The organism is Legionella rubrilucens, from assembly GCF_001468125.1.
Taxonomy (GTDB): domain Bacteria; phylum Pseudomonadota; class Gammaproteobacteria; order Legionellales; family Legionellaceae; genus Legionella_C; species Legionella_C rubrilucens.
Genome location: NZ_LNYT01000022.1, coordinates 116,592 through 142,766, shown reverse-complemented (window position 1 = coordinate 142,766; position 26,175 = coordinate 116,592). Strand labels below are relative to the sequence as shown.

Below are 26,175 nucleotides of genomic sequence, written 5' to 3'. Positions count from 1 at the left end.
CAAGAGCGTCAATCCCCTAGGGAAGAGAATAGAGCCGGTTATGATCAATTGCGGACGGTTTAAGCTTTTCTTAATCTGTATATGAGATATTAGAAGCCAATTTGGTCATCATTTGCTCCATCATGCGTATTAAATCCATTACTGAATTACAGGCATTCATCATTGATGAAAAAAAGTTGGCCTTGGCAAAGCAGTTATGGGAATCGTCTCAGCCGATTACCAACACCCCGGCAGAAAAATACTTAGTCGACACGCGGCGCATTCCTGCGGCAGTGGCCAGAAGCCTTTCATTTAAACATTTACGTGGTCCCCTGGGCATTAAGGAACTGGATGAGAATAAACCGTATCGCGATTACGTGGTTACCCCTGTTCATGACCTCGATAATCGCCTGATTGGCGTACAACTCATTCAAGTTGGGGCTGATGGCCAGAAAGCGCAGGGTAAATCCCGCCAGTTTTATTGCAAAAAGTACATTGGCGCCACCACCCTCTCGCGTCCCGGTAAAGCGGCCATTGTCAACCCGGGTGTTTCTCGGGATGTGGTCTATGTTGCGGAAGGGGTTGAAACGGCGGCCAGTGTGGCGGTTATCGACGCGATTAAGGACAATTATGCCATTTTAGCATCGCTGGGTGTTGATGCCTTGCCGATCGTCCTGGGGTATGTCAAAACCCATTATCCTCCCGGTGCGACAGTGGTCTTGCTGAAAGATCATGACAAGAAAAATTCTTTAGCCGATCAGGCGTTTGGCAAAGCAAAAACCCTGTTTATCGAGGCCGGTTACACTGTGGTCGTTAAAGAGCCGCCATTGGAAGAAACAGACTGGAACGATGAACTTCAGAGCGAAGGCCCTGCACGAATACATGAACAGTTTGATGACCTCGTGTCAGGCATAAGGCCTGAGTGGGTAAAAGAAGAACTGGATGAAGAGTCAACACTTCAGCAGCGATGGAGTGATCGCCTCTCTCCGGCGGTATTCCGCTATTTTAGTTGCATTTATAACGAACTGTTGGTTTTAGAACATTTTTCAGAGAAAAAAGCCCTTTTTTTGAAAGTAAGTTATGCCTTGTCCGAGCTTGAGAAAAGAGTCCTCAAGCTGGGTGAACTGCTCACGATGCAGGAAGACTTCGGTGCAATTGTCCGGGAAATCAAAGAAATCAAAGCTGACATCAAAATCCTCAATAACGCCTGGGCTCACTTGACCGGTCAGTCCCTGGAGAATCCTGCAGAAAGTCTTCAACCGTTTAAAACGGCCTTAAGACAGTATGAAAAAATTAATGAAAAACGCAAAAAACTACTCAATGAAGACCTGGAAAATTTTTCTTTAAAAAGCAATGACGATGAGGCAGCTGTTTATAGAGCCTATTACACGACGCTGGAATTACTGCAGGCGCATATTACTTCGTTATCGGAACAAGACAAGGAGCGGTTTAAATACAGAAAATTTTTAAACGAGCGATTGGGTAAAATTGGTAAGGAAATTCAGGTTCTTAAAGGGTATCAGCAGGAATTAGAGGGAGAAGCTGTGACGGAAAACCTGTTACGTGAACAGATGCAATCCCTGCAGACAGAGAAAAACTTTCTTCGCCAGGAGCTGGCAGTCCTCGATGATCAGCTTAACTTGTTGGCGTATCATACCGGATTTTCCGGGGAGTATGCCCACTACTCCCGCCATTTCGTTGATTTTGTCAACCACAGACTGCTGCAATGTGAATACAACTACTCCGCTATCAGGAAACTGGTAACCCGGGAGAAAGAGGGAATACGCAGCCATCTGCAAAAAGAATACGGCAAATTGCTCGATAAAGCGATGGCTTACTGCCGGAAACATCTGGCGGGTGAGATGGCCCTGCTTCAGAGGGCAAATCAGGGTTTAAAGAACGAAATGGCGTTGCAAATCGAGCAGTTGGAAAAAGAATTACCATCTCCAGCAATGCGTTTTCAGCACTATCATCAGGCTTTTCTTGAGTTAGACCCTTTATCCTCCGATGCAAGAGGCCTTCAGGAATGGGTGAATAGTCTGACTCATTTTAAAATGGTTGGGCCTCTGGTTTATACCTATCCGGATATGGATACAGAGGCTGGTGTTGCTTTAGTCGATACTTTTTTGGATTACGATTCAGATGAAGAAGAGACGATAAGCACATTGACCTCCGCTGTGCTTACGGCAGCGGGCGGTGAATACGATGAGTCGAGCGAGGGCAATTCGCAATTCGAAGTACTGCAAAAGGAAGCAATAGCCAGACTGTGCGGTATCGACAAGAACGAGATCACGGAAGGGCTGTTGCACACGATCATGGATTTTACCCAAAAGCTGTCCTTGAGTCTGTATAAATCCTTTACGGTGATGGATCCGGAAACAAAAGCCAGACAGGAATTCGACGGTATTGCGCTTCGCGGACATTGCCTGACCATCATCGAACGTAAATCGAATGATGGTACCGGCGATGGTTTACTGCAGCGCAATTTTTGTCAGAATAAAATCATTGCCAAAATGCAGTTTTTACAAAAACGCATCATTTGCAAAATCATGGATCACCCGACGCCGGAAGCCTGGTTGCTTCTCGATACGCCTGAGCTTGAATCCTGGTATAGCCGACAGTTTACTCCCGAATGCCAGGAGCGTCTGGTGCTGGCCGCTAAAACCAGGATCATTGAGGCGTTCAAAGCGATTACCCTGGAATTTACTTTAAATCGTGGTCAGAGTTTTGCCAGAGAAAACTACAATGGTTTGTTTTTTAATAGAGAGCATGGCTTGTGCGATGTGCATATCCGATTTTCAAGGCAACAAAAAGGCAATGAAAAAATTGCCCATGCACGAATTGAAAAACTGTCAAGCATCCGATCCTCTTCACGCTCGGGTTAATCCCGTAGCCCAGTCCCCTTTTTAAGCATGTAAAGGTTGAGCACGGTCAGGAATGCCAGCATGGACAGAATGATTAACAGGGCTTCGGTCATGGGTATTTCTTCCTGATTAATCATGGCGTGACGCAGGGCATTCACCATGTAAAAAATGGGGTTAAAGTGAGAAATCGTCTGCCAGATGCCAGGCAGCATGCTCGTTGAATAAAAAACACCGCCCAGGTAGGTCAGCGGCGTTAAAACGAAGGTCGGGATAATCATGACGTCATCGAAATTGCGGGCGACCATGGCATTGGTAAAACCGGCCAGTGAAAAAATAGCGGACACCAGGATAACCACGAGGCAAGTCATGCTGAGACTGTAAAGTTCTATCCGGACAAAAAAACAGGAAACGAGGTAGACAAGCAGCGCCACGATAATCCCTCTGAGAATACCACCCAGGACATAGCCCAGCAGCAACAGGCTGTCATGCATGGGGCTGACCAGCATCTCTTCCACGCTTTTCTGGAATCGCGAGCTGAACAGCGAGGTAGAGACGTTGCCGTAGGCATTGGTAATCACCGACATCATGATTAAGCCCGGAGCAATAAACGTGGTGTACAGGACGCCGCCGACAGGGCCTATCCGATTGCCAATCAAGGTTCCGAAAATTAAAAAATACAGAGCGGTGGTAATGACCGGCGGCAAAAAGACCTGGCTTGCGATGCGGAACATACGGACTAATTCTCGGCGAACCAGGGTATACAACGCGACAAATTGACGATTAATGGTCATGGTTAATTAAATCCAGAAAAAGTTCTTCCAGGCGATTGGTTTTGTTACGTAAACTGTGGATACGCAAACCCCGTTCGCTCAATACTGAAAATACGTCGTTAAGTGACACCTGATTGTCTACCCGCAATTCGAAGGTGTGGTTATCAATCAGGGTCGCACTGAAAGGCTCAAGAGAGGGCAGCTCGGTAATGGGCGATTCGGTGTTCAATACAAAGGTTTGATGGTGAAGCGTCTTCAGCAACGCTCTCATGGACGTGTTTTCGATAATCTGACCCTGATCAATGATGGCAATGTTTTTACACAGTTGTTCTGCTTCTTCAAGGTAATGGGTGGTTAAAATAATGGTTGTTCCCTGGGCATTGGTTTGGGTCAGGAAATCCCACATGCTGCGGCGAATTTCAATATCAACGCCGGCGGTAGGTTCATCCAGAATCAAAACCTTGGGTTGATGAATCAATGCCCGGGCAATCATCAACCGCCGTTTCATGCCTCCGGAAAGATGCCGGACAATGCTGTGGCGTTTTTCCCACAACCCCAGTTGCTGTAAAAGAATGTCTGCCTGCTGCCTGGCCTGTTTACGGCCGATGCCGTAAAAGCCGGCCTGATTGATAAGGATCTGATCACAGGCTTCAAAGATGTTCAGATTGAATTCCTGCGGCACCAGGCCAAGGCAGGCTTTAGCTAAATCCGGTTTTTCATCCAGATCATGGCCATAGATGGAAATTTTACCCGAGGTCTTGGTAACCAGGGTGGTAATCAAACCAATGGTGGTCGATTTGCCTGCGCCATTCGCACCAAGCAGGGCAAAAAAGTCGCCTTTTTTTACCGTAAGATTAATGCCTTTTAAAGCCTCTACCCCGTTGGCATACGTTTTACGCAGTTCGTTTATTTCAAGGGCGTGCATGGTATCGCTTGCAAAGAAGAGAATTCTGATACACACGAGAATATCAGGTTTCTTTGATTTTATAAATTAAGCGGGGACGGTGCTTCGTGTTTTAAGCCAACCTGCGAGGCTATAACGGGGTTGATGGGTTACACAGACCTCGTGGGGGAGTTGGCTGTCAAAACAGATGAAACGGTTGCCTGAGGGCACCACTGTTTGCAGGAGTTCATTCTTGGCATTATAAAGCTTCAATTCCCCTCCCCAGGTGGTTTGCCAGTCGTTGTTTAAATAATAAACACAAGAGAGGCGCCTATCGCGTGTGTTGATGAATTGATCCACGTGCCGGCGATAAAAATCCCCGGGTTGATAAATCGCAAAATGGGTTTCGAAGTGAGCCAGGCCCAAGTAGAAAGCCTGATTCAGCGTGCTGGCTAACCGGTGAATGGCGCTATAATAGGCTTCGATGGCCTCATGCTCGGGTGTATCGTGAAGCCAGCGAATTTTGTCCCGCCGTATGCTTTGATCGTGCAGGGCATCCAGTTGGCGTCCAATGCGGGCCTGCCTAAATTCACCCGTTTCGGCCATCTTTTTTGCCAGCAAGAGCAGTTGCTGGTGAGTGGTCTCGGGTAGAAAATTCTCAACAAGACTGTAACCCTGCTCATGCAACTCGTCAGTCAGTTTGGTAAAATCAATCACAGCACCCTCAGGCATTCATGAAGTACTGAAATTTTACACATAAACGCCATAAATAACAGCCTGTTAATCCCAATAAGGGTATTTTCGTGCTGGGACGCAGGGGCTGTCGACGTATTCGCCATTAATTTTTAATACCATATTGACGCTGCGGCGATGGTAGCGGGTCAACACATCAAATTGCGCAGGCGTTATGTAGCCGTACGTGTTGCCGCAATAGACTAACGATTGTGCTGCATGCGACGGTTTCACTTGCATGGGAATGTCACAATCCCAGCGGAAACGGGTCAGATCGCAATTGGCCATTGCGGTACTTAGGGGCAATGTGATTAAAATACCTGCGAGACTTAATGTTTTCATGCGGCTTGCTCCTTGCCTGTTCTTATTATTAACCTACGGGCACGCTTAAGATTTGAAAGGCTCTTTTATGACTATAGATTATTTTTTAAGAGCTTGCTGACGACCTAATTGGAGATGGAATGCTCGGATCGACGGAAGAATACTTAGCCTTATTGCGGCAGGGGGAGCTGTTAAGCGCGCTGGAATGGGTCTCCTTCCTTGAGCAATCGTATGGCGGAAAAAATGAACAGATGTCGGCAGATCACCTGTTGCCCGTGGCTATTTATGACTTAATCAACCATGGCTTTACAAAAGCAGACGATCTCTCCGCCATTGTCGTGTTATATGCCTTAATCAATGAGCAACCCTCGATGCTGCCAGGAACGCTGGATTATGCTGCCACCATTCTTGTCAGTGCCGCCATGCAATGCTTAGTCTATGAGGATTTGCAAATCCTGAGTGAGTATCAACAACAGCCCTTAACGCATAATCTCAAAGCGATTGAACAATTGGTGTCACAGGAAACCGAGACGTTCACGGCCTCAATAAACCGTGATCGATTGCGTAAAAAAGGCGACGAATTAGGCCTGCTCGCCAAAAGCAACCCGTTTTGTAAAAAAATCCAAATGACGCGGCAGCGCTTGCAGCAGTTGGAGTTGTGTGAGGCTTATGTCGAAGAATTAAAGAATCAAAGCGATAAGGCGTTTGCACTCAGGGCCGGTGTCGCCCAGGCTTTACTTGATCAATTCAAAAGGAAAATAGGCAGTGATGACTGCGAGAATCTGCTTAAAGGCTATGTTAATAAACTACGGGAAATGAGACCGGATATCTGGGAAGAAAATTTGTATTTATCCAAATTGGCGCCTAAAAACGTGCTGGAGGATTTTCTCGACAATACCAGAACATCCCTGCATTTATTTATTGGAAGCTGGTTTACCCATTTGATCAACAATGCGGAGGTTGAGTTGCCCAAAGAAACAAAAACAGACACGGAACAAGGGCCTCAGCTATAGCCTTCGTGCGACAATAAATCATGCTTGTAACTCAAGGCATTAGCATGCCCCATGTAACCCCCGGGATTATCCTTGCCTACCACACGGTGGCAGGGGATGAACAGTGCCAGGGGATTGTTTTTACAGGCTTGTCCAATCGCACGCGGACTGGACTGCAGTGTATTGGCCAGTTCCCCGTAAGTGACTGTGCGGCCTACTGGAATAACCAGCAGGGCGTTCCACACGCGGTGTTGATAAGGGGTTCCCAGGGGTTTTAAAGGAAGCTGGAAGCGGTAGTGCGGATCGCTGAAATAATTATCAAGCTCCTGGGCAATGGTCAGGCACAATGGGGTTGTTGTGGAGGCTGCGTTGTCAAACGGAGTGTGGCTGAAGACAGCTCCGAAAACAAAATGCTCATCGTACTGGACATTTAGCCAGCCAACCGGGGTTTGATAGGCAGTCAAACTGAGCATGGCAGGAAGAAAGGCATCCTGTAGGGACAGGATGCCTTTGCAATTAACCTTCTTTCTTACCAGTCAGTTTTTCTTTAATACGGGCAGCACGACCAGCCAGGTCACGTAGGTAATAAAGTTTAGCACGTCGGACGTCGCCACGGCGTTTAACAGTAATGCTGTCAACGATGGGGCTGTAAGTCTGGAATACACGCTCTACACCGACATTGTGAGAGATTTTTCGAACAGTAAACGCGGAGTTCAGACCACGGTTGCGTTTAGCAATCACGATGCCTTCAAAGGCCTGAAGACGCTCACGGCTTCCTTCTTTTACTTTTACCTGCACCAGAACAGTATCCCCTGGGCTGAATTCAGGAATGTTTTTGCCTTTCATTTGCTCGGCATTCAGTTCATCGATGATGTTAGTCATGGTTACTCCTCAAATGGGTGTTCCCTATTAATCAGGCTCACCGTGTTCGCATTTAAATTCGGCCAGTAACTGCCGGTCGAATTCATTTAATTTAATCGTTTCCAATAAACCCGGCCGTTTCAGCCAGGTATTCCCCAAAGCGTGTTTGCGTCGCCACCGCTCAATATCGCGATGATTGCCGTTCAACAAGACGGACGGTACGCTCATGCCGTCTATGGTTGCCGGCCTGGTGTAGTGAGGATAATCCAGCAAGCCATTCATGAACGAATCCTGCTCAGCTGAACCGGCATGGCCTAAGCTCCCCGGCAGCAGTCTCACAATGGCATCAATAAAAATCATGGCTGCCAATTCACCACCGCTTAATACAAAATCACCGATGGACCATTCTTCGTCCACGTGTTTATCGATGATTCGTTCATCAATTCCTTCGTATCGGCCAGCAATAAAGAGCAAGGATTGCTGCTCGCTGGCTATCGTATTCAAGTCGCCCTGGTTAACGGCTCGCCCCTGGGGACTCAAATAAATCGTTTTGCACGGCGTTGGCATCTGCTTTCTGGCATGTGTTATTGCCAAAGCCAATGGCTCGTACATCATGACCATGCCCGGGCCGCCACCGTAAGGCTTGTCATCGACTTGCCGGTAAGGCCTCGAAGCCCAGTCACGTGGATTCCAATAATTGACGCTGGCAATTCCCTGACTGATGGCACGGCCTACGACGCCATGTTCAAGAACCGCAAACATCTCCGGCATTAATGTGATGACGCCGAGATGAATCATTAAAAATCAGCATCCCAATCAACAAGAATCACGTGTTTCTCTAAATCAACCGCTACAACATACCGGCCCGGGATGTAGGGGATTAAATGGCGTTTTTCACCATGAACCACCATTACATCATTTGAGCCTGTCGGCATCATGTCACTCACCATGCCAAAATTAACGCCCTGCTGATTCATCACCTGCAGGCCAATCAACTGATGCCAGTAATAATCACCCGAAGGTAATTCAGGCAGCTGTTCACTGCTTACAGCAATGTCGAGATTGGTCAGACTGGCTACCTGTTCCCGATCAGAGTACCCTTCAACGAGGGCAAGAATCTGCTTGTCAGTGACATCAACGCGTAGCAAATTAACAGGTTGCCATTGATTATTGCGTTGGATATGCCAGTCGGTATAACGCAATACATTATCACGGGGTTCAGTAAATGAATGAACAGTAATCAATCCTTTCACACCGTGAGCTCGGCCGAAGCGGCCGATAACAACCCAATCAATCGTTTTTTTCACGTTACTCAGCGGCTTTGCTCTTCTTGTGTTGCTTAATCAGTTGGCTGACACGATCAGATAATTGTGCACCAACGCTTTGCCAATGAGCCAACTTATCCATTTCGACGTGTAAAGGGATTTCCTGGCCACGAGCAACCGGGTTGTAATAACCAATGCGTTCAATGTAATTACCATCGCGACGTCTGCGGCTATCGGTAACAACCATGTGATAAAAAGGACGCTTTTTGGCGCCGCCTCGTGATAAACGTATAACGACCATTGTTTTCCTCGTTAAGAGTGGTTACGTAAAAATGCCGTGTATTGTACGAAAATTAACTCCGTATGGGAAGGGCTTCCTAAAATTATTTAAAATCATCCGGAAACATGCCTTTCATACCGGCTAATCCGCCCATACCGCGCATCATTTTCTGCATTGCACCGGGTTTGGTGAATTTTTTCATCATTTTTTGCATCTGTTCATACTGCTTCAGCAGGCGATTAACATCCTGAATCTGAGTCCCTGAACCCTGGGCAATACGCCGTTTTCTGGAACCTACGATGATTTTGGGGATACGCCGTTCTTTGGGGGTCATGGAGTTAATGATGGCAATGGTTTGTGCCATGGCTTTATCATTGACCTGATTGAGCGCCTGTTTGGGTAATTGGCTTAAACCCGGAAGTTTGCTCATCATGCCGGCAATGCCGCCCATGTTATTCATCTGCAACAGTTGCTGTTTGAAGTCTTCCAAATCAAAGCTTTTGCCTTTTTTAAGTTTTTTAGCCAGTTTTTCACTGGTGGCCTTATCGGCTTTACGCTCAACTTCTTCAATCAGGGTAAGGATGTCGCCCATGCCGAGAATGCGTTGCGCGACGCGATCGGGATGGAACGGCTCAAGGGCGTCGATTTTCTCGCCGCTCCCCATGAATTTAATGGGTTGCCCGGTAATCTGTTTGACAGATAACGCGGCGCCGCCACGGGCATCCCCGTCGGTTTTGGTGAGAATAACCCCGGTCAACGGCAGGGCTTCATGGAATGCTTTCGCAGTATTGGCCGCATCCTGCCCCGTCATGCTGTCGACGACAAACAAGGTTTCAACCGGGTTGATGGCTTTATGGATGGCCTTGATTTCAGACATCATTTCCGTATCAATGTGCAAGCGGCCGGCGGTATCAAAAATGACAACATCCACGTAATTTTTACGTGCACTATCCAGGGCTTTTTGCGCAATGGAAACGGGCTGCTCATGGCTTTCAGCCGGGAAAAAAGCCACATCCAACTGTTCTGCCAGCAACCGTAACTGCTCAATCGCGGCAGGGCGGTACACGTCAACACTGACGAGCATGACTTTTTTGTTTTCTGTTTCTTTCAGATAACGCGCCAGCTTGGCGGTGGTGGTGGTTTTACCGGAGCCCTGAAGACCCGCCATCAGAAAAACAGCGGGCGGTTGGGTTTTGAAATTCAATTCCGCGCGGGTATCGCCAAGAAGATGTACCAACTCATCATGCACGATCTTGATAAGCGCCTGATCCGGCTTTAAGTTGACATCCACGTCCTGTCCCAGGGCTTTTTCTTTAATCTGGGCGATGAAATCCTTAACAACCGGCAGGGCCACGTCAGCTTCCAGTAAAGAGAGGCGGACTTCCCGTAAAGCCTGCTGGGTATTTTCCTCCGTGAAACGGCTCTGGCCGCTAAGCGTTTTAAAGGCATGCGTCAACCGCTCGGTTAAATTCTCAAACATGACAATGACCCTGTAGAAAAAAGTGGGTTATTATACCACAAGGATACGGCACAGTATAAAGCACTTTATTGTGGTTTGCCGCCCGTAAAAAATACTCTCTGCCAAGCTGGATTCTTTTTGTTATGATGTCGGTTTGATTTTACTTACCAAGAGAAACCATGGGGCAGTTATCACTGACGACATTGTTCATCCTGCTATTGCTGTTAGTCATTCTGTCGGCATTTTTTTCCGGATCAGAGATTGGCATTATGTCATTGAACCGCTATCGCCTGCGCCACATGGTTAAGAAAAAGCATAAGCAGGCTATCCGGGTTAACAACCTGTTAGCTCGTCCTGACCGTTTGCTCAGCATCATTTTAATCGGCAATACGGTAGCCAATATCATTGCCTCCATGCTGGCCACTTTAGTCGGCCAGCGTCTTTATGGCGATGCGGGGGTGGCGATTGCAACCGCTATTCTGACGCTGGTTATTCTTGTTTTTTCTGAACTGGCACCCAAAACCCTGGCGGCATTGCATCCGCAGGCCGTCGCTTTCAGCTGCGCCCTGCCCCTGATGATACTGCAGACACTGCTCGCACCTTTCGTGAAAACCGTCACCTGGATAACCAATACCCTGCTGCGCTGTTTTGGTATTTCCATCGATAAAGCCCAGAAAGAACTCTTATCCAGTGAAGAACTGCGTTCGGTGGTGCATGAAGCCGGGGGATTAATGCCGACGGAACATAAAAGCATGCTGATTAGTCTACTGGATTTAGAGCAGGCGACAGTGGAAGACATCATGGTGCCGAAAAGCGACATTGTGGGCATTGATGTAAATCAATCCTGGCACGAGTTGCTTGACCAATTGGAAACGGCGCAACACACACGATTGCCTCTTTATCGCGATACCATTGATCATTTAATTGGGGTGGTTCACGTGCGTGATTTATTTAACCTGATGGTTGAGGAGCGTCTGGACAAGGAGAGTCTCATCAAGGCCGCTGATGAACCTTATTTTATTCCTGAAGCCACGCCGCTCAATGCCCAGATTTTAAATTTTCAGAAAATGAAAAAACGCAGTTGTTTTGTGGTGGATGAATACGGCGACCTGCAGGGTTTAGTCACCATGGAAGATATCCTCGAGGAAGTGGTCGGTGAGTTTACTACGGACATTGCTGCCTTAAGCAAGGATATCATTGAACAGGATGACGGCTCGGTGATCGTCGATGCAAGCATTACATTGAGGCATCTGAAACGCCTGCTGGGGTGGCAATTGCCGGCTTTGGGGCCTCGCACCTTAAGCGGGGTCATTATCGAGCATCTGGGTTATATCCCGCCGCCTGAATGTTGTTTGCAGATTGATCACTATCAGATTGAAGTCTTGAAAGTGGGCGATAACACCATCAAGACTGTGCGGATGATCAAAATCCCCAATCTTACTTAAGCTTCTGAGACGATTACTGTGTTTTTACCGGCTGGCGTTTGCCTTTAATAATGATGTACACGGCCGGCAGAATAAACAGGGTAAAGAAAGTCCCGACACAAAGCCCGCCTATCAGTACGGTGCCGATGGCATGACGCGATTCGGCGCCGGCATCATGCGACAGAACCAGCGGAATTGCACCAAAAACCATGGCGCCGGTGGTCATGAGTACCGGCCTTAAACGCAGCACGGCCGCCCGTTGAATGGCATCGAGCAGAGTCGCACCGTTTTGATGTAGCTTATTGGCAAATTCTACAATCAGGATACCGTGTTTACTGATCAAACCAATCAAGGTAATTAAACCAACCTGCGTATAAATATTTAACGATTGACCGAACAGCCAGGTAAACAGCAGGGCGCCTGAGCAGGCAAGCGGTACGGTGAACAGAATGATGAAGGGATCAATAAAATTCTCAAACTGTGTCGACAGGATGGCATAGATAAAAGCGAGCGATAAAAGCAGCAGGAAGAGCATGACATGCGATGACTCCTGCAAGGCTTTGGCCGCTCCAGTCCAGGTTAATTTATAGTGAGACGGCAGGTTTTCTTTGGCCTGAGTCCAGAGCGTTTTCGCAGCACGGGCCATGGTGTCGCCCTTTTTTAATTGCACATGCAGCGTGGTTGAGCGCATTTGTTGATAATGATCAAGCGTTGCCGGTTGTGCCTTGGGTTGCATGGTGGTGATTGCCCCCAGAGACACCCGCTTGCCTTCACTGGTTGTCAGGTAGAGTTCGTTGAGTGTCCAGGGCGCTTGACTGCCCTTGATGGTGACATTATAAGTAACGCCATCTTTCTCGAAGGTCTGCGATTTGTCACCGCTGAAAAAAACTTCAATCGTCTTGGCCACCTGACTGGCGCTTAAACCCAGCTTGGCCAACTGGTTGTAATTCAGGTCAATATTGTAACCCATGCTGTCGAGACGCAGTTCATAACTCACGTCAGCAAACAGTTGTGTTTTATCCAGCGTCGCTTTTAATTTTTCGGTTTCATCAAACAGTTGCCTGTAGCTTTCAGGGGTGGAAATGACCAACGCCAGTTCCGTCCCGCTTCCGGCATCATCAATGCCGGGTAAGCCTGTATCCCAGCTCCACACATGGGGATCAATTGATGGGTAGTGATTAAAGGCAGGCCGTAACTCGTCTACCAGTTGGCTGGCAGTACGATGCCTTTGTGCGTGGGGTTTTAAAGGCAACACAATGCTGCCTCCCCAGTCACCAATGAAGGTCAGACGATTGGTGGATTCCGGAAGTTCATTAATTTTGGTTTCCAGTTTGGCAATCTTGTTATCCAGGGTGGCCAGATCGTCACCCGCAACAGGAGGGGTATAGATGCCAATCAGGCTGCGATCTTCCTTTGGTGCGGTTTCGTGGGGGATTAACTGATAAAAACCCACACAGGCGAGAATCGAGACTAAGGCGGCGGCAAAGGTGAGCTTCTGTCGATGCAGAATAAATTCAAGGGCATGGCCATAATGCGCAGCTAATTTTTCAAGAAACACATCAAACTGCGGCCACCAGTTTTTGGCGTCTTTACTTAAGAAACGCGCGCACATCAAGGGTGAGAGCGTTAAAGCCACAAGGCCTGAAATAAAAACGCTGCCTGCCAGGGCCACTGCAAATTCAATAAACAATTGCCCAAGCATGCCCTGAATAAACGCAATGGGAAGATAAACGCTGGCTAAGGTAAAGGTCATGGCCACAATGGCGAAACCAATTTCTTTAGCGCCTCTGATGGCTGCATCGAAAGGCGATAAGCCTGCCTCAATATGTCGCCAGATGTTTTCAAGAACAATGATTGCATCGTCCACGACCAGCCCAATAGCCAACACCATGGCCAGCAGGGTCATTAAGTTAATGGAGAAGCCAAAGAGTTTGAGAAAGAGAAGGGAGCCCAGCAGGGAAACAGGAATAGTAATCAGTGGAATAACGGTGGCACGCAGGTTACGTAAAAATAAAAAGACAATAATCAACACCAGAAAAATGGCCTCGCCAATGGCAGAGCGAATATTTTTCAGGGAGGCATTAATAAAATCCGACTGATCGATAATGACTTTGACCTGTAAATCCGCGGGCAGGCTCTGCTGGATGCCGTGAAGGACTTTGCGCACCTCTTTGGATACCTCAATGGGGTTGGCATCATTAGCGCGATTAATGGATAAGACCAGTCCGGCATGGCCGTTGACTCGAACCCGCATTTGGCTGTTATCGGTTTCCAGAGCCACATCGGCTAAGGATCCTAAAAAAACCGGGTGTTTGGGGTGGGCTTTGACCAGGAGATTTTCATAGTCTTCACGCGTAGTAAGCGTCGAATTTAAGGTGCTGGGAATTTTATTGCGGTAATTTCCGGCAGGCAAAGAAATACGGCTTTTGGCAAGCGCATTAACAACGTCATCGGTATTTACACCGAAAGCAAATAATTTTTCCGGCTTAAGGCTGATATTGTAGGTATAGGGCTGTCCCCAGACGTCGACAGTTGCCACGCCCTGTACGCTGCGAAACACATTTTTTAAATTAAGATTGGCGTAATGGGTTAATTCACCGAAATCACGAACAGAGGATTCTAAAGACACGCCAATGAATGGTAAACCATTGGATTTGCGCTGGCGCTCCACCGAGGGCGATTTCACTTCGGCCGGTAACAGGGCTTTGGCCAGGCCGACGGCATCCTGGGTGGCACTTAAAGCCCTGTCCATGGATGTATTGGGCCGAAACACCAGCGTGATTTGTGAACTGCCGGCGCTGGATTGGGAGGTAATGGTTTCCAAACCCTCAATCCCGGCCAAGCGATCTTCAAGAATGTTGGTCACTGAGGTTTCGACGAGATCGGGACTGGCATTGGGGTAGCTTGCGTACACCGTGATGGTGGGAAAACTGATATCCGGGTACTCACGCACGGAAAGATTATAGAGACAAAGCAGGCCCAAAACAGCAATCATGCTGTTTAAGACGATGGCAATGACGGGATGTTTAATAAAATAACTGGTCAGTTTCATGATGGCTCACTGGCCTTGGCGTCAGAAGGTTTTACAACATCAACAGTCATGCCCGGGTAAAGACGTTCCTGACCTCGGATAACCAGTCGTTGTCCGGGTTTTAATCCCTGGACAATTTCAATTTGATCCTTCTGCTTAAGTCCGGTTTCTACCGCAACCAGCTCAATACGGCTTTGTTTGACCACGTAAACAAAAGGTTTGCTGTTTCTTAAAAAGAGGGCTTGAAAGGGAATGACCACGGTGTCTTTTTTTTCAGCCACCACTAAGTCGACGTCAACGGTTGAGCCTACCAGGCACTCGTCGCACTGGATCGCGACATCCGCAGGGCACATGTGGGTGTCTTCCTCGAGCATTTTTTGCAGATGGCTTAATGCGTAGGTTTTACCCTGAACATAAACGGCCTGACCTTCATGGATACCGCTTAAATTACTGCAGGGAATATCCACATCCACAATCAGCGAGGAGGGATCATAGAGGCTCACGACGGCTTCACCGGCATTGACCTCTGCCCCTTCACGTTTTTTGTAGGCACCAATGATGCCGTCAAAGGGGGCATAAAAACGGGAGTTATCCAGTTCAATCTTTGTTTTGGACAATTCTTTCTGGGCATCTATCCAGAGCTGCTTTTTTTCTTCCGCCTCTTTGGCGCTGACGTAGCCTTTTTTAATTAAGGGGCTGATGCGCTCATATTGTGTCTTGGCCAGTTCAACCGCCGCTGTGGACAATTGCAGGTTTTTTTCACGATCGGGATTGGCAATTTTGGCAATCAAGGTGCCTTTGCTGATTTTTTGGCCGGTAGGAACCAGGGCATCCAGCATTCCGGACTCTTTGGCCACCAGCACGGTGCTGTGTTGAGGATGAATGGTGCCCAACAGGTGAATGGTTTGTCTGAGTGTCTGCTTTTTTACGACCTCGATTTCGACCAGTTTATTGGCAGGCGCTTCAGCAGAGGTTTTGGAGTGAAACAGAGCGCGAAAAGAAAAAATGCCAAGTGCAGCAATCAACAGGATCAGGGCTGCCTTTTGCCAGTAATACCGCGAACGCACCATGCGATGCCATTGGATTTTTAACACGATTTTGCCATCATCCAGTTGGAAAGGAGGTAGTTTACCACAAAATGAAACTGGTATTAATCAGATCAACTTGTCAATTGGTTAACATGCTCGCCGGCTGCACGTAAGTTTTGTAGAATAGGTTTCCCTTTATCAGATGGATCTATTAATGACTAACCTGTTTCAATTATTTCAAAGCCGTGAAGTGCGCTATTTTCCCAATGTTTTTACTTCACGTTCCACCTTCAAAAAACAATTGCAGCCTAAAATCCATACGTCATCCAAATCGCTTGAGGCGTTTTTGCAGTTGGAGGAAAAATTAAAACCCATGCTCAAGAGCGACAATAATCTGACCATTCATTTGGTTAGAAAGACCAATGACGCTTTTTATAAGCACCATAAGGTTGATTTAACGATGGAAAATAGCAATCTGGAATCGATTGCCATGGGTGAGCGAATGAATACTGGACGCACCCTCTTTGAACATCTTTATCGAGCTGATAAAGAACTGTTATCGCGCTCGTTTAATCATGTCTCGACCCCAAAACTGATGGAATTAAAATTAGCCGTCGTCGAGCAGTTGGGTCAAGAAAAACTCGTTGAAAAAGTGGCTGTAGAAAAGCAGAGGGACTGTAAACAACTGCTAACCCAAACGCAACACCTGATCATGTCCGCCAAAACCGTCTCCGCTGTCATTGCCTCCGTAGCGTACAGTGCCCGCGTCTTTACGGAGTTGGGTGTGGTGACCAAAGGAAAGATCTCGGATTCGGCCATATGTAATTTATTTGAAGAAGATATCCCTAAAGTCTTTGCGAGCCAGAAGCTGAATCTTGGAACCAGTTTAAATCACGTGGGCTCTGCTTTCCAGCTCGAAAACGTAAGAGAGCAGCTCATCGTGAGACTTGAAGATTATTTAAGCCGCCGCGCCCGATTGTTGGACGAAGTTGTGACAGAAAACGACCAGGGCGGCGACGTATCACAACGTTATCAGGTGATTAACCGTGGATTTTTTTACAACAAGGATCTGCAGGAAGCCCGAGTGGCTATCGCCTCGAGGTTATTGATGCAAATTGAGCGTTATCAGCTGTGCGACCGTGAAGGAACAGGCACGCCGGTGGATAACGATCGCAAAGCCAAAAATGGCGATACGATTGACACACCGCAACATTTTGCTCAGGCATTAATTGATGCCATAGAAGACAATTTAAATTGTTTTGAGAAGAAAGCACGCGTGGTCGATCAGCTGGGTGAGCTCCATGAGATACTTATGGAAGCACGTGAGCAGATGGGTGTAGTTTATACTCAGACGGTGAAAGTCGGTGGCCGTTATAATTTGAAGGAGCAGTTGGGTCTGGAAAAAGGCAGCCAACCGGCAATGACTCACTAACCGACTTGCGCGGTGAGGAAGGGATTATTTACTTTCTGTCCCTTCCTTAAGCGACAGCACGCGCGCGGTAAACAGGTAGCCGCCATTACGGATGGTCTTTATCAGTGCAGGCTTTTTTGCATCGGTTTCGATTTTCTGACGCAGGCGGCTGATTTGCACGTCAATGCGGCGGTCAAAGGGGTTCAGATCGCTGTTTTTGGTAATCTGCAGCAGGAATTCGCGGCCGAGGATCTGCTGCGGCTGCCTGACAAAAGCCAGCAATAAATCATATTCACCGGCGCTGAGTTGCAGTTCCTGGTGATGTTCATCAAAAATTTGCCGGGAAGAAGGGTAAAGACGCCAGTTGGCGAAGGCCAGCACTTCTTTTTCCTGTTCGGACTCATCGGCAAAGCGCTGCACGCGGCGACTGATGGCGCTGATGCGCGCATGCAATTCCCGCGGGTGGATGAGTTTTACCAAAAAGTCATCCGCCCCGGCTTCGAGCATTTTGACACACATCTCTTCATTGCTTTTATCGCTGATGACTAAAATAGGCGCCGGGTAACGGTGGTAGAGCATATCAATCGTTAAGGCATTGTCTTTAAGCAGCCGCCAGTTAATAAGCAGGGCTTCCGGCGGTTCGTTTTCCTGACCCAGTTGCCGGGTATCGCTGTACTGAACCAGACTGAAGTTAAATTTGGCAAAATACTCCTCCAGTCGTGGGTCTTTGGGAGCATCGTCAATAATCAGCAGGTATTTACGATGCGGCAGCATGCAATCTCTCCATCCGTACTATCTCGTTGATGTGTTTTGTTTCGGACACGATTATATACCGGAAGGTTTTTATTTGGCGATTTTTTTAAACCGGTGCTAGCGCGGTTTCGACTGATGATCGTCTACGTTGTCTTCATTCTCAAGGTTCTCGGAAACCGGATCCTGATTTTGAAGGGTGGATTCAAGGTTATCCTGTTGGGTGTTAAACGATTCCAGATTGAGAGTATCCACGAGTTCCTTTTCCATGCTTAATCGATCTTTTTGATCCGGGATTTTACCCAGTATTTCACTGATGGCACCATGTTGAACGGCAATGTGTCCGCCGCCTATGGCCGGTGCTCCCTGGGCATTCATGCTGTTATCCAGGATGCGATTGGCACTTTCCTTACCAACGAGTTCGGGCAGTAATTCCGGAGCCAGTTGGCCGTTAGCTACTTTTTTGGCCAAAAACTCCTCAAATCGTGGGGGCTTCATGTTCATTTATCTTTTCTCTGCCAGCTTTATTTAGATCCTAGAAGAAGATGGGAAGTAAATCCAATCATTTCCTGCTATGATGAAATTAACGCGCTGCGAGCGTTTAAGCCTTATCAGATGCCGGAGGAACGGGATGCCTCTTTTTAATCGATTGGGTTTGACCTGGTTGGTGGATAATGCCAGCCGCAACAAAGCAAAGATTAAATTTACTATTCGTCAGGGCGAGGTCAGGTTGCACCGCTTAATGACCCGCGGACATCTGTCGTCTGAGCGTTACTTAGTCATTGCGTCATCCTGCCAGCAATTGGCTGCGCTTTACGATGAATTAATGACTTTGATGGCGGCCCCTGATAGAAGCTTCCCTGAAGACAGGGAAGCATCCAACGTCAGTGTAACCGTTTCAGAAAGCTATCTGCACCTGCTTAAGTGCAGGCAACAGCTTCTTTCCCCGGCTACAAAAAGCGAGGAAATGATTGTGCTTGCCCGGGTAAAAAGGCATTACCTTGACATGGTCAGTCTACTCGCGGGGAGAGGGCAGGCAACTCCCGCTGAAAACGAGCCTGATCACTTGCCTTTATTGACTTTATTTGACCAGATTACAAGAGCTGATTCACCAGCTGACTGGTTGTGGGCGATGACACGGTTTGCCAACACGGCGGGTGAAAAAAGCACGGTGTCAGGCAGTCTGTTTTTACATCTTGACGATCAGCAATTGATTGAACTGGATCATCGCCTGGCTCTGCCGGAGTTCCGGTCACTCATTAACAGCATTTTTTATTATTGGATTAATCCTGGCCATCTCTATGATTTTTCACTGCATGCGGAAAAAATGATTTCGGTCAGAAATCGGTTCAATACCCTGTACCAGTTCATTGTTTTTTTTCATCAGCAATTACTGCAGGCCTTGCGGCAGCGCGGTATTCACAGCGGTCACGATTTTCTATTTCATGGCAGCGAGTTACCGGAAGGAATAACCGTGGAAGCTGAAAAAAAATACCAGGGATTGATTACCGAGGTCATCAAGGACTGGCGTCTAACCCACTGGCTTGAGCAGGAGGGACGCTTGGGGCAGGCTAAGCTGTTCGACATTTTTCGTGCTTACAAATACTGGTTTAATCCCAATCGCCTCATTGACGCGGCCATGTCGCTTAAAGCTTCGTTGGCAAGCGGTTTTCCGGTTACCCAGGGGAATGTGCTGTTTAATCAACAAATGAAGCAGTTGTATCAGCAATTGTCGACCACTGACTGCCTGGATTTGTACGGTTATTTTGCCAATAAGGACAGTTCCTATCTGATGCGTACGCTGAATGCGGCTTGTCAGGGGCAGGCGATTAATGATATTCCCCCTTTAACGCTTCAGGAAAGGGACACGGTTTTTTATGTTTACAGTGTGCTTGAAACCATCATGGAGGCACTGCGGGAAGCACTTGATGAACGCGGCATGACCACCGTGCCTTATGAGCGCCAGGTGGGGTTAAAAAAGGTGAAACCGGGGCGGCGCAATTTGCAGGCGCTCAGACGGGTCATCAGCTTGTATGCCGAACCTTCACCGCGTATTAACCCACGTCTGGAAGCCCTGTTTAAGGAAGTGGAAGGCTAGGTCTGGTTTCAGGGTAAGTTGCCAAATCGTCAGCATAAAATTGCAGCAATTGCCGCAGCAGGGACTGGGCAGGGGAGGCTTTGGCAAAAGGTGTCTGCAGGCTATCCGTCCATTGTCCATTACTTAAGCGCAAAAGCACCGGTATATAAAGTCGGTCATCCGGGTATAAGGCCAATAGCCAATCGCCCTGGATAACACCGTATATTTTCATGGCATTAATGCTTTCAAGCTTGTCTTCGCGCAGTTCCAGCAAGCCATTGACCGGATTAACGCGAAATAACAGAATCCCGTATTGCCTTGCTTTTTCCCGAGAAATGAATTGATTGGGAAGCATGCCGCTTTCCAGCATGAACACCCGATTGGCTGGAGGCTCACTGGAACTTAACAGGCTTGGTAACAGGGAAAGGCCATCTGTTTTCAGTTTTTCAGGCAGGCCGACAAAGGCGGCAATGGTTGGGGCTAAATCAATCAGGGCGACACGGGTGCTGATGGTTTTTGCCTGAGTCAGGGGGCGGTTATCTTTCATTATTTTCATGCCGAGCAGACAGGTGTATTGGGAGGGACTGAGTAAATCCGAACCATGACCGGCACTGCGTTGCAACTCGGTTGACGTCTTGCGGGAAAAATAACTGGCCAGCAGGCTGGGCTTTTTACCCTGGTAACCCTCAAGACTGGTTTTACGGCTGCCTTCTTCATACAGGGCTTCGCCATGATCACTTAAGACAATAACCAGACTGTTTTTAAGATACCCCCCCTTCTGAAGCTGTGCAAATAATCGTCCGATTTGCTGATCAGTCTGGCGAACGGCGGCATGATAAAGGTTACCCCGCTCCAAGACACTGTATTCGTCCCCGACCTCGGCTGGTAAAGACGGTGCCCAGGCATAGGGCCAATGCGGCAGCGTGAAATGCACCGCCAGAAAAACCGGTTGCCGGGTTTGTGCCGCTTCAATGCGTTCCGCCAGGGCCTTATCAAAAGTGGCCGGATAATAGGTGTAATGGCTGGCACGGTTTAAGTAATTGTAGGGGAAAAGCCAGCGGCTTAATTTAAAATTAACCAACAGATTACTCAGGGGAAAATCATTAAACGTACCAATCAGCGCATCATTAATCCCCGTTTTGGGGCCTATGATTTCCTGAAAACCAAACTCCTTATCCAGGGTGTTAAACCGCCGGTCATCCGTGGCAAAAATACTGTAATAGCCTGCCTGCCGCAATGACCAGACAATACTGGCCGAGCTGTTAACCAATTTGGCGGGCGTTAAGTTTTCTCTTGCCTGATGATGAATGGGGTATAAGCCGGTTAAAATACTTGACCAGGCGGGGTAGGTACGGGCCAAGGGACTGATGGTGTCAGTAAAATGTACGCTTTGATTAATAAAATGAAAAAGCGTCGGTGTTTCTGTTGCATTGAGACGTTCAGCACTGAAGGAATCAACGCCAATGATAATGATATTCGGTCGCGTGCTGGTGGGGCCTTCGGCGACCGTTTCATGTTCAGGGAGAAAAATAAAAAGTGAGAAGGCTACCCCCGTTGTCAGCAAGGCAACTGCCATGCGCGGCTGTTTTCGGATGAGTCTTGTCAAACCCAGCAAAGTTAACAGCAGGAAAAAAGCAGACAAGGCAAGGAGCAGCCCTCGAATCAATGCCAGGGGGATGGGCGGTAAAAACAGGCGGCTGAACTCACTTAAAGGGAAGAAATAACAATTAAGGCAAAGGACCCAGAGAATGGTCAGGGCGTAGAGCAGCATGAGCAGACGGTGGTTATCCTCCAGACGTTTGCCTGCCAGGATAGCCCATAGCCAGAAAGCCTGAAGTAAAGCCAGCAGTGCATGCAGCGCCACTTGCAGAACGCCTGTAAGCGCCATTTCAAAGTAGACCTGGAAAGGCAAGGGGATAGCATGCAAAAAACTGCTGCCCAGGCTTAAAATATAGGCAAACTGCAACCCTAAAAAGACTAAATTAAAAAGAAAGAAATGATTGAAATAATGCCAATACGCGGTTGGGTCTGTTCTCTTCACGATGGGTCGACTGTGCTGTTAAGATGCCAGTTATACATGTAATTCTCAATGGTATTGACATGCTTTAGCTGACTCTTTAAGGGTTCGCGAGCATAGTATTTAATGTGATTAATGATATCCAGTTTGGTGCCCCCAAAATCATCACTGAACCATTCGTAGATTTTCGAGACGATGAGCTTGCCTTCGATGACCTGAACGCCCCGCAGGGAGTTGATGTATTCCGTTGCGGCATTATTAAGCTGCTGTTCAATGGTTTTGCCCAGGTAGGCCTTTTTACTTAAGTTCGCAGCGCCGATGGAGCCATTGTTAATGGCGTAATGTGCGCGCGGATCATTCCAGATGGGACGGATAATGCGATTATGAATTTCATCCAGAGAAAGGGGGGTTCCGTTGATGGTAATTATCTTTGCCCCCCAGGGACCAATGCTGAACAGGCCCGGAGATATGTTAATGTCTTCTATGCTGCTTACCGGGTAGTAATCAGCCACGATGTTGACGGTGAGGGCATTGTATAAGTTAATCCAGAAAGCCAGTTGCTCGTCGCGGTTGTAGGCGTCAATATCGATTTTTGATAATTGATTAATGTAGCGTTTTAGCCGTTCATGCTGTTTAGGTGTCAGGTGAGCATAATCAACCAGGTTAATTCCTTCTTCGTTGGTTACGACGCATTGATTCAGCAGGGTTTGCCAGTCGCTGTGATCAATGACTGCCGTCGAGAGAGGATTATTAACTTCCCAGATGGGCCACAGATTTTTATTAAACGCTGCCTGTGTGCTGAATGTACAAAAAATTAAAAAATAACACACAGAGACTGCGGTTTTGAGTCTAGACATGCACGGCTGCCCGATTCTTTAAGGCACTACCTATGGTATTTCCATCAAGAAATTCCAGTTCTCCGCCTGAAGGAATGCCATGCGCCAATTGACTGATCCGCACCCCAATGGGTTTAAGCAACTCATGAATAAAATGCACCGTGGTTTGTCCTTCCACCGAGGGGCTTAATGCCAGGATGACTTCATTAATCTTTTCACGCGCGATTAAATCAACGAGTTTTGGTAAACCGATGTCATCCGGCCCTAAGCCATCGAGCGGCGAAATTTTTCCCATCAAGACAAAATAACCGCCGCTAAACGCATGGCTTTGTTCAATGGCGGATACATCGGCAGGGCTTTCAACCACGCAAAGCTGGCTGAAATCGCGACTGGAATTGGTGCACAAGTGGCAAAGCGTGTTTTCGGTGTAATTGTTGCAGCGTTGACAGTGGCTAATTTTCTGCATGGCTTCTTCCAGGCATGCGGCCAAATGCACCCCGCGCTGCCTTTGATGCCTAAGCAGATGATAGACCATACGCTGCGCGGATTTTGGCCCAACACCCGGCAGGCAGCGTAATGCATCGATTAGACGATTCAACGCACTCATGACGCCGATTATTCCCCGTCTTTGTCTTTCAGAAAGTCAGTAGGGATGTTAAGCCCGGCTGTGAGTTGACTGATCTTTTCTTTAGAAGCAACTTCAACTTTGCGGACAGCATTGTTGAATGCGGCTGCGACTAAATCTTCTACCATTTCAACGTCTTCTTCCATCAGCGCCTGGCCAATTCGGACCTCGGTCACATCGTGGCGGCCATTCATTTTAACCCGTACTTTCAATGAGCCGCTGCCGGATTCCCCTTCAACAACTAATTGACTTAATTGCTGCTGGGCTTCCTGCATGCGTTGTTGCATTTTTTGGGCTTCTTTCATCAGGTTGCCCAGATTTTGATTAATATCCATCGTTACCTCTCAATCGTGTTGTAAATTTAATTATAATGGATCTTCAGCGGGCACAATAGAATTTTTAACCACTTCCGCTGAAAATTGCTGTTGCAGCTCAAGTAAAAAGGGATCGTTCTGCAAGCTGTTTTCGGCCATCTCCATGCGCATTTGCTGAGCCTGCTGTTTTTTTTGGGCTGGCGTGGCTTGCGTAGGGCTGTCTGTATTCAGGGTCAGCTTAATGGATTCACCGTAAAACTGGGATAAGGCCTGCTCAATGCGTTGTTGAATGGCGGGGGTAAACAGCGATTGATGGCCCTTATCCACCCGCAAAACAAGGTCGCGGCCATTCTTACTGATCAATTCCGCATTGTCCACTGCGTTTTGCGCAAGACCGCTTAATTTTAAGCGCGGCAGAATCGTGTCCCAGCGTACGTCGCTGGATTCTGTCGATGGCGGTTCTTCCGTTGCGGCCACTTCATTCACCACTGGCATGCCTTGATCAAAAGACGGCTCATCAGGAACAGGCGGCTTGTCTTCAAACGGAGACAGTGGCGGGATTTCCAGCGACAGGGGCGGGGCGGTCTGTACGACGGATGTGCTGCCCGGGTCGATCACCGCTAGCGGCTGTTCTGAGGCAGTGGGTATCTCATGAGCCAGCGGAGGCAAAGGGCTTTTGCCTGCCGGCTTGAAGGCCAGCATTCGCAGCAACGTCATTTCAAAGCCTATGGTTTGCGTGGGCGCGAGCGGCATATCCTCCAGGCCTTTCAGGGCGATTTGATAAAACAGTTGGGTATCTTCTGCCGATACCTCTTGCGCCAATGTCTTGATGGTTTCAGGGCATTGCAGCAGGGGGTGTTCGCCTGCAAGAGCCTGACACAGGGTCATCTGATGCAGGTAGTCCAGCATCTCATTCAGCACATAAGAAAAATGCCCGCCTTCGCGCGCAATGGTGCGGCTTAACTGAATCAGAGCTGGGGCCTCATGGTGAATCAATGCCTGCAAAAGCTGAAGGGCATAATCTTGTTGCGTATAACCCAGAAGCGACCTCACCTTTTGGGCTGTGAGCAGGTTATCGGCGCTGGCAATGACCTGATCAAGCAGGCTTAAGGCATCCCGCATACTGCCTTTCGCCGCTTTGGCCAGTAAGGCAAGGGCTTGCGGTTCGCAGGGTTGCTTTTCCTGGTCGACAATGGATTGCAATTGCTGACTGATTAATTCAGGTGATAGATGATGAAGATTAAATTGCAGGCAGCGGGACAGAATCGTGACGGGTAATTTTTGCGGATCGGTCGTTGCCAAAAGGAATTTAACATGGGCCGGCGGTTCTTCCAGTGTTTTTAACAGGGCATTGAAACTATGCTGCGACAGCATGTGCACTTCATCAATAAGGTAAATTTTAAAGCGGCCGCTGGTGGGCGCGTATTGGACGTTATCAAGAAGGTCGCGTGTGTCTTCGACCCGGGTTTTGGAGGCGGCATCGACTTCAATTAAGTCAATGAACCGTCCTTCCTCAATGGCAAGACAGGGTTCACATTGCAGACAGGGCTCTGCACTAACGCCCCGTTCACAATTCAAGGCCTTGGCCATGAGCCGGGCAACGCTGGTCTTACCTACGCCGCGGGTACCAGTAAATAAATAGGCATGGTGCAAACGCTGTTGATTAAGGGAATTCACCAAAGCCTGATTAATATGGTCTTGACCAACCAGTTGAGAAAAAGTTCGTGGCCGCCATTTACGTGCTAGTGCTAGGTAGCTCATATTGACATTCGCAATTAGGGCGGCGGCCCTAGAAGCCACACCCCGGCGCCCGAATCAACTGTTACCGCTGCTCCCTTCCGGGCCTGACGGGGTTCACAGTCTATCGTCGCGAGGGGACCAAAAGGGCCACCATCGTTGAATTGCGAAGATTAGCAAAAAATGCAGGTAATAACCATAGTTATTTTCAATAAAGTTTACGTGATTCAATTGGCTAGTGGCGGGCAGCCTAAGAAGGTATACTGCCATCCTTTGCAATGACTTAATAGACAGGAATTGCGATGCGGGCGTGCAGCCAGTTAATACAGGGAAAGGAGTGACAATGGTCGTCAGACGTTTAAACTGGGGTATTCTGGGAACGAGTTTTATCTCTGAAGTCATCGCGGCAGCGATAGTGGCCTCAGACACCGGGGAGTTAAAGGCGGTAGCCAGCCGGAATGAAGAAAGGGCCCGCTCCTTTGCAGCGACTTTCGCTATCCATCGTTATTATGCCAATTA

The 26,175-nt window shown here is 48.1% G+C and carries 25 protein-coding genes and 1 other RNA gene (1 of these 26 cut by a window edge); 6 read left to right on the top strand and 20 right to left on the bottom strand.

Going from position 1 to position 26,175, the window contains the following annotated elements:
* The first annotated feature begins 122 nt into the window (after positions 1 to 122).
* The gene (locus Lrub_RS12365; RefSeq protein WP_133134158.1) at positions 123 to 2,864 is read left to right on the top strand and encodes a toprim domain-containing protein; all 2,742 of its coding nucleotides are present in this window, start codon (positions 123 to 125) and stop codon (positions 2,862 to 2,864) included.
* On the opposite strand, the gene Lrub_RS12360 is transcribed toward Lrub_RS12365, so the two are convergent.
* The 4 genes from Lrub_RS12360 to Lrub_RS12345 all read right to left on the bottom strand — a co-directional run bounded on the left by Lrub_RS12360 (position 2,861) and on the right by Lrub_RS12345 (position 5,570).
* Positions 2,861 to 3,634, bottom strand: a complete 774-nt coding sequence (locus Lrub_RS12360; RefSeq protein WP_058532417.1) for an ABC transporter permease — start codon at positions 3,632 to 3,634, stop codon at positions 2,861 to 2,863. The two genes, Lrub_RS12365 and Lrub_RS12360, sit on opposite strands and share 4 nt — an antisense overlap.
* Positions 3,624 to 4,538 (bottom strand): ABC transporter ATP-binding protein, encoded by a 915-nt coding sequence (locus Lrub_RS12355; protein WP_058532416.1) that lies wholly within the window; start codon positions 4,536 to 4,538, stop codon positions 3,624 to 3,626. The genes Lrub_RS12360 and Lrub_RS12355 overlap by 11 nt, the downstream gene beginning before the upstream one ends.
* A 66-nt stretch (positions 4,539 to 4,604) precedes the next feature.
* Complete coding sequence (locus tag Lrub_RS12350) at positions 4,605 to 5,228, bottom strand: 2OG-Fe(II) oxygenase (RefSeq protein WP_058532415.1); 624 nt, start codon at positions 5,226 to 5,228, stop codon at positions 4,605 to 4,607.
* A gap of 48 nt (positions 5,229 to 5,276) precedes the next feature.
* Complete coding sequence (locus Lrub_RS12345; protein ID WP_058532414.1) at positions 5,277 to 5,570, bottom strand: hypothetical protein; 294 nt, start codon at positions 5,568 to 5,570, stop codon at positions 5,277 to 5,279.
* A 119-nt stretch (positions 5,571 to 5,689) separates the two neighbouring features.
* On the opposite strand from Lrub_RS12345, the gene Lrub_RS12340 reads away from it, so the two are divergent.
* Entirely contained in the window at positions 5,690 to 6,562 is an 873-nt protein-coding gene (locus tag Lrub_RS12340) for a helical bundle domain-containing protein (RefSeq protein WP_058532413.1), read from the top strand.
* Here Lrub_RS12340 and Lrub_RS12335 read toward each other — a convergent pair.
* The 6 genes from Lrub_RS12335 to ffh form a co-directional block, all read right to left on the bottom strand.
* Positions 6,553 to 7,014: a methylated-DNA--[protein]-cysteine S-methyltransferase gene (locus Lrub_RS12335; protein WP_058532412.1), complete on the bottom strand. Its 462-nt coding sequence runs from the start codon at positions 7,012 to 7,014 to the stop codon at positions 6,553 to 6,555. The two genes, Lrub_RS12340 and Lrub_RS12335, sit on opposite strands and share 10 nt — an antisense overlap.
* Positions 7,015 to 7,057: 43 nt before the next feature.
* The gene (gene rplS, locus Lrub_RS12330; protein WP_058532411.1) at positions 7,058 to 7,423 is read right to left on the bottom strand and encodes a 50S ribosomal protein L19; all 366 of its coding nucleotides are present in this window, start codon (positions 7,421 to 7,423) and stop codon (positions 7,058 to 7,060) included.
* A 27-nt stretch (positions 7,424 to 7,450) separates the two neighbouring features.
* The gene (trmD, locus tag Lrub_RS12325) at positions 7,451 to 8,200 is read right to left on the bottom strand and encodes a tRNA (guanosine(37)-N1)-methyltransferase TrmD (protein WP_058532410.1); all 750 of its coding nucleotides are present in this window, start codon (positions 8,198 to 8,200) and stop codon (positions 7,451 to 7,453) included.
* Complete coding sequence (gene rimM, locus Lrub_RS12320) at positions 8,200 to 8,709, bottom strand: ribosome maturation factor RimM (RefSeq protein WP_058532409.1); 510 nt, start codon at positions 8,707 to 8,709, stop codon at positions 8,200 to 8,202. The genes trmD and rimM overlap by 1 nt, the downstream gene beginning before the upstream one ends.
* Position 8,710: 1 nt before the next feature.
* Positions 8,711 to 8,968 carry a 30S ribosomal protein S16 gene (gene rpsP / locus Lrub_RS12315; protein ID WP_058532408.1) on the bottom strand — a complete coding sequence of 86 codons (258 nt, stop codon included), beginning with the start codon at positions 8,966 to 8,968 and terminating at the stop codon, positions 8,711 to 8,713.
* 82 nt (positions 8,969 to 9,050) lie between these two features.
* Entirely contained in the window at positions 9,051 to 10,427 is a 1,377-nt protein-coding gene (ffh, locus tag Lrub_RS12310) for a signal recognition particle protein (RefSeq protein WP_058532407.1), read from the bottom strand.
* A 158-nt stretch (positions 10,428 to 10,585) separates the two neighbouring features.
* Between ffh and Lrub_RS12305 the strand changes: the two genes are divergently transcribed.
* Positions 10,586 to 11,851, top strand: a complete 1,266-nt coding sequence (locus Lrub_RS12305) for an HlyC/CorC family transporter (protein ID WP_058532406.1) — start codon at positions 10,586 to 10,588, stop codon at positions 11,849 to 11,851.
* Between the two features lie 13 nt (positions 11,852 to 11,864).
* On the opposite strand, the gene lpeB is transcribed toward Lrub_RS12305, so the two are convergent.
* Both lpeB and Lrub_RS12295 read right to left on the bottom strand, forming a co-directional pair.
* The gene (lpeB, locus tag Lrub_RS12300) at positions 11,865 to 14,882 is read right to left on the bottom strand and encodes a multidrug efflux RND transporter permease subunit LpeB (RefSeq protein ID WP_058532405.1); all 3,018 of its coding nucleotides are present in this window, start codon (positions 14,880 to 14,882) and stop codon (positions 11,865 to 11,867) included.
* On the bottom strand, positions 14,879 to 15,955 hold the full coding sequence (locus Lrub_RS12295) for an efflux RND transporter periplasmic adaptor subunit (RefSeq protein WP_133134157.1): 1,077 nt from the start codon (positions 15,953 to 15,955) through the stop codon (positions 14,879 to 14,881). The genes lpeB and Lrub_RS12295 overlap by 4 nt, the downstream gene beginning before the upstream one ends.
* A 148-nt stretch (positions 15,956 to 16,103) precedes the next feature.
* Between Lrub_RS12295 and Lrub_RS12290 the strand changes: the two genes are divergently transcribed.
* Positions 16,104 to 17,321: a hypothetical protein gene (locus Lrub_RS12290; RefSeq protein ID WP_058532404.1), complete on the top strand. Its 1,218-nt coding sequence runs from the start codon at positions 16,104 to 16,106 to the stop codon at positions 17,319 to 17,321.
* Between the two features lie 24 nt (positions 17,322 to 17,345).
* Here Lrub_RS12290 and Lrub_RS12285 read toward each other — a convergent pair whose 3' ends face one another.
* Both Lrub_RS12285 and Lrub_RS12280 read right to left on the bottom strand, forming a co-directional pair.
* The gene (locus tag Lrub_RS12285; protein ID WP_164480558.1) at positions 17,346 to 18,071 is read right to left on the bottom strand and encodes a response regulator transcription factor; all 726 of its coding nucleotides are present in this window, start codon (positions 18,069 to 18,071) and stop codon (positions 17,346 to 17,348) included.
* Between the two features lie 99 nt (positions 18,072 to 18,170).
* The gene (locus Lrub_RS12280; protein ID WP_133134156.1) at positions 18,171 to 18,548 is read right to left on the bottom strand and encodes a hypothetical protein; all 378 of its coding nucleotides are present in this window, start codon (positions 18,546 to 18,548) and stop codon (positions 18,171 to 18,173) included.
* Positions 18,549 to 18,681: 133 nt separating this feature from the next.
* Here Lrub_RS12280 and Lrub_RS12275 point away from each other — a divergent pair, with 133 nt between their 5' ends.
* Positions 18,682 to 20,148 carry a hypothetical protein gene (locus Lrub_RS12275; protein WP_058532401.1) on the top strand — a complete coding sequence of 489 codons (1,467 nt, stop codon included), beginning with the start codon at positions 18,682 to 18,684 and terminating at the stop codon, positions 20,146 to 20,148.
* Here the strand turns inward: Lrub_RS12275 and Lrub_RS12270 are convergent.
* From Lrub_RS12270 to ffs, 6 genes are all read right to left on the bottom strand, one after another.
* Positions 20,129 to 22,168: a sulfatase-like hydrolase/transferase gene (locus tag Lrub_RS12270; protein ID WP_058532400.1), complete on the bottom strand. Its 2,040-nt coding sequence runs from the start codon at positions 22,166 to 22,168 to the stop codon at positions 20,129 to 20,131. The two genes, Lrub_RS12275 and Lrub_RS12270, sit on opposite strands and share 20 nt — an antisense overlap.
* Positions 22,165 to 23,001, bottom strand: coding sequence for a DUF547 domain-containing protein (locus Lrub_RS12265; RefSeq protein ID WP_058532399.1), 837 nt, complete (start codon positions 22,999 to 23,001; stop codon positions 22,165 to 22,167). Before Lrub_RS12265 ends, Lrub_RS12270 begins: the two co-directional genes overlap by 4 nt.
* Positions 22,994 to 23,587, bottom strand: a complete 594-nt coding sequence (gene recR / locus Lrub_RS12260; RefSeq protein ID WP_058532398.1) for a recombination mediator RecR — start codon at positions 23,585 to 23,587, stop codon at positions 22,994 to 22,996. The genes Lrub_RS12265 and recR overlap by 8 nt, the downstream gene beginning before the upstream one ends.
* Positions 23,588 to 23,595: 8 nt before the next feature.
* Positions 23,596 to 23,940 carry a YbaB/EbfC family nucleoid-associated protein gene (locus Lrub_RS12255; protein WP_058532397.1) on the bottom strand — a complete coding sequence of 115 codons (345 nt, stop codon included), beginning with the start codon at positions 23,938 to 23,940 and terminating at the stop codon, positions 23,596 to 23,598.
* Positions 23,941 to 23,970: 30 nt separating this feature from the next.
* Positions 23,971 to 25,680 (bottom strand): DNA polymerase III subunit gamma/tau, encoded by a 1,710-nt coding sequence (gene dnaX, locus Lrub_RS12250; RefSeq protein ID WP_058532396.1) that lies wholly within the window; start codon positions 25,678 to 25,680, stop codon positions 23,971 to 23,973.
* Positions 25,681 to 25,706: 26 nt separating this feature from the next.
* Positions 25,707 to 25,803: signal recognition particle sRNA small type (gene ffs, locus Lrub_RS14450), an RNA gene on the bottom strand.
* 196 nt (positions 25,804 to 25,999) lie between these two features.
* Here ffs and Lrub_RS12245 point away from each other — a divergent pair.
* On the top strand, positions 26,000 to 26,175 hold the start of the coding sequence (locus Lrub_RS12245; protein WP_058532395.1) for a Gfo/Idh/MocA family protein. It continues 826 nt past the right edge of the window; 176 of the gene's 1,002 nt are visible here — the first part of the coding sequence; the start codon lies at positions 26,000 to 26,002; its stop codon lies beyond the right edge, outside the window.

Coding starts and splice junctions, on each gene's coding strand:
- Lrub_RS12365 (WP_133134158.1), top strand. CDS start 123: ATGCGTATTAAATCCATTACTGAATTACAGGCATTCATCATTGATGAA.
- Lrub_RS12360 (WP_058532417.1), bottom strand. CDS start 3,634: ATGACCATTAATCGTCAATTTGTCGCGTTGTATACCCTGGTTCGCCGA.
- Lrub_RS12355 (WP_058532416.1), bottom strand. CDS start 4,538: ATGCACGCCCTTGAAATAAACGAACTGCGTAAAACGTATGCCAACGGG.
- Lrub_RS12350 (WP_058532415.1), bottom strand. CDS start 5,228: ATGCCTGAGGGTGCTGTGATTGATTTTACCAAACTGACTGACGAGTTG.
- Lrub_RS12345 (WP_058532414.1), bottom strand. CDS start 5,570: ATGAAAACATTAAGTCTCGCAGGTATTTTAATCACATTGCCCCTAAGT.
- Lrub_RS12340 (WP_058532413.1), top strand. CDS start 5,690: ATGCTCGGATCGACGGAAGAATACTTAGCCTTATTGCGGCAGGGGGAG.
- Lrub_RS12335 (WP_058532412.1), bottom strand. CDS start 7,014: ATGCTCAGTTTGACTGCCTATCAAACCCCGGTTGGCTGGCTAAATGTC.
- rplS (WP_058532411.1), bottom strand. CDS start 7,423: ATGACTAACATCATCGATGAACTGAATGCCGAGCAAATGAAAGGCAAA.
- trmD (WP_058532410.1), bottom strand. CDS start 8,200: ATGATTCATCTCGGCGTCATCACATTAATGCCGGAGATGTTTGCGGTT.
- rpsP (WP_058532408.1), bottom strand. CDS start 8,968: ATGGTCGTTATACGTTTATCACGAGGCGGCGCCAAAAAGCGTCCTTTT.
- ffh (WP_058532407.1), bottom strand. CDS start 10,427: ATGTTTGAGAATTTAACCGAGCGGTTGACGCATGCCTTTAAAACGCTT.
- Lrub_RS12305 (WP_058532406.1), top strand. CDS start 10,586: ATGGGGCAGTTATCACTGACGACATTGTTCATCCTGCTATTGCTGTTA.
- lpeB (WP_058532405.1), bottom strand. CDS start 14,882: ATGAAACTGACCAGTTATTTTATTAAACATCCCGTCATTGCCATCGTC.
- Lrub_RS12290 (WP_058532404.1), top strand. CDS start 16,104: ATGACTAACCTGTTTCAATTATTTCAAAGCCGTGAAGTGCGCTATTTT.
- Lrub_RS12280 (WP_133134156.1), bottom strand. CDS start 18,548: ATGAAGCCCCCACGATTTGAGGAGTTTTTGGCCAAAAAAGTAGCTAAC.
- Lrub_RS12275 (WP_058532401.1), top strand. CDS start 18,682: ATGCCTCTTTTTAATCGATTGGGTTTGACCTGGTTGGTGGATAATGCC.
- Lrub_RS12265 (WP_058532399.1), bottom strand. CDS start 23,001: ATGTCTAGACTCAAAACCGCAGTCTCTGTGTGTTATTTTTTAATTTTT.
- recR (WP_058532398.1), bottom strand. CDS start 23,587: ATGAGTGCGTTGAATCGTCTAATCGATGCATTACGCTGCCTGCCGGGT.
- Lrub_RS12255 (WP_058532397.1), bottom strand. CDS start 23,940: ATGGATATTAATCAAAATCTGGGCAACCTGATGAAAGAAGCCCAAAAA.
- dnaX (WP_058532396.1), bottom strand. CDS start 25,680: ATGAGCTACCTAGCACTAGCACGTAAATGGCGGCCACGAACTTTTTCT.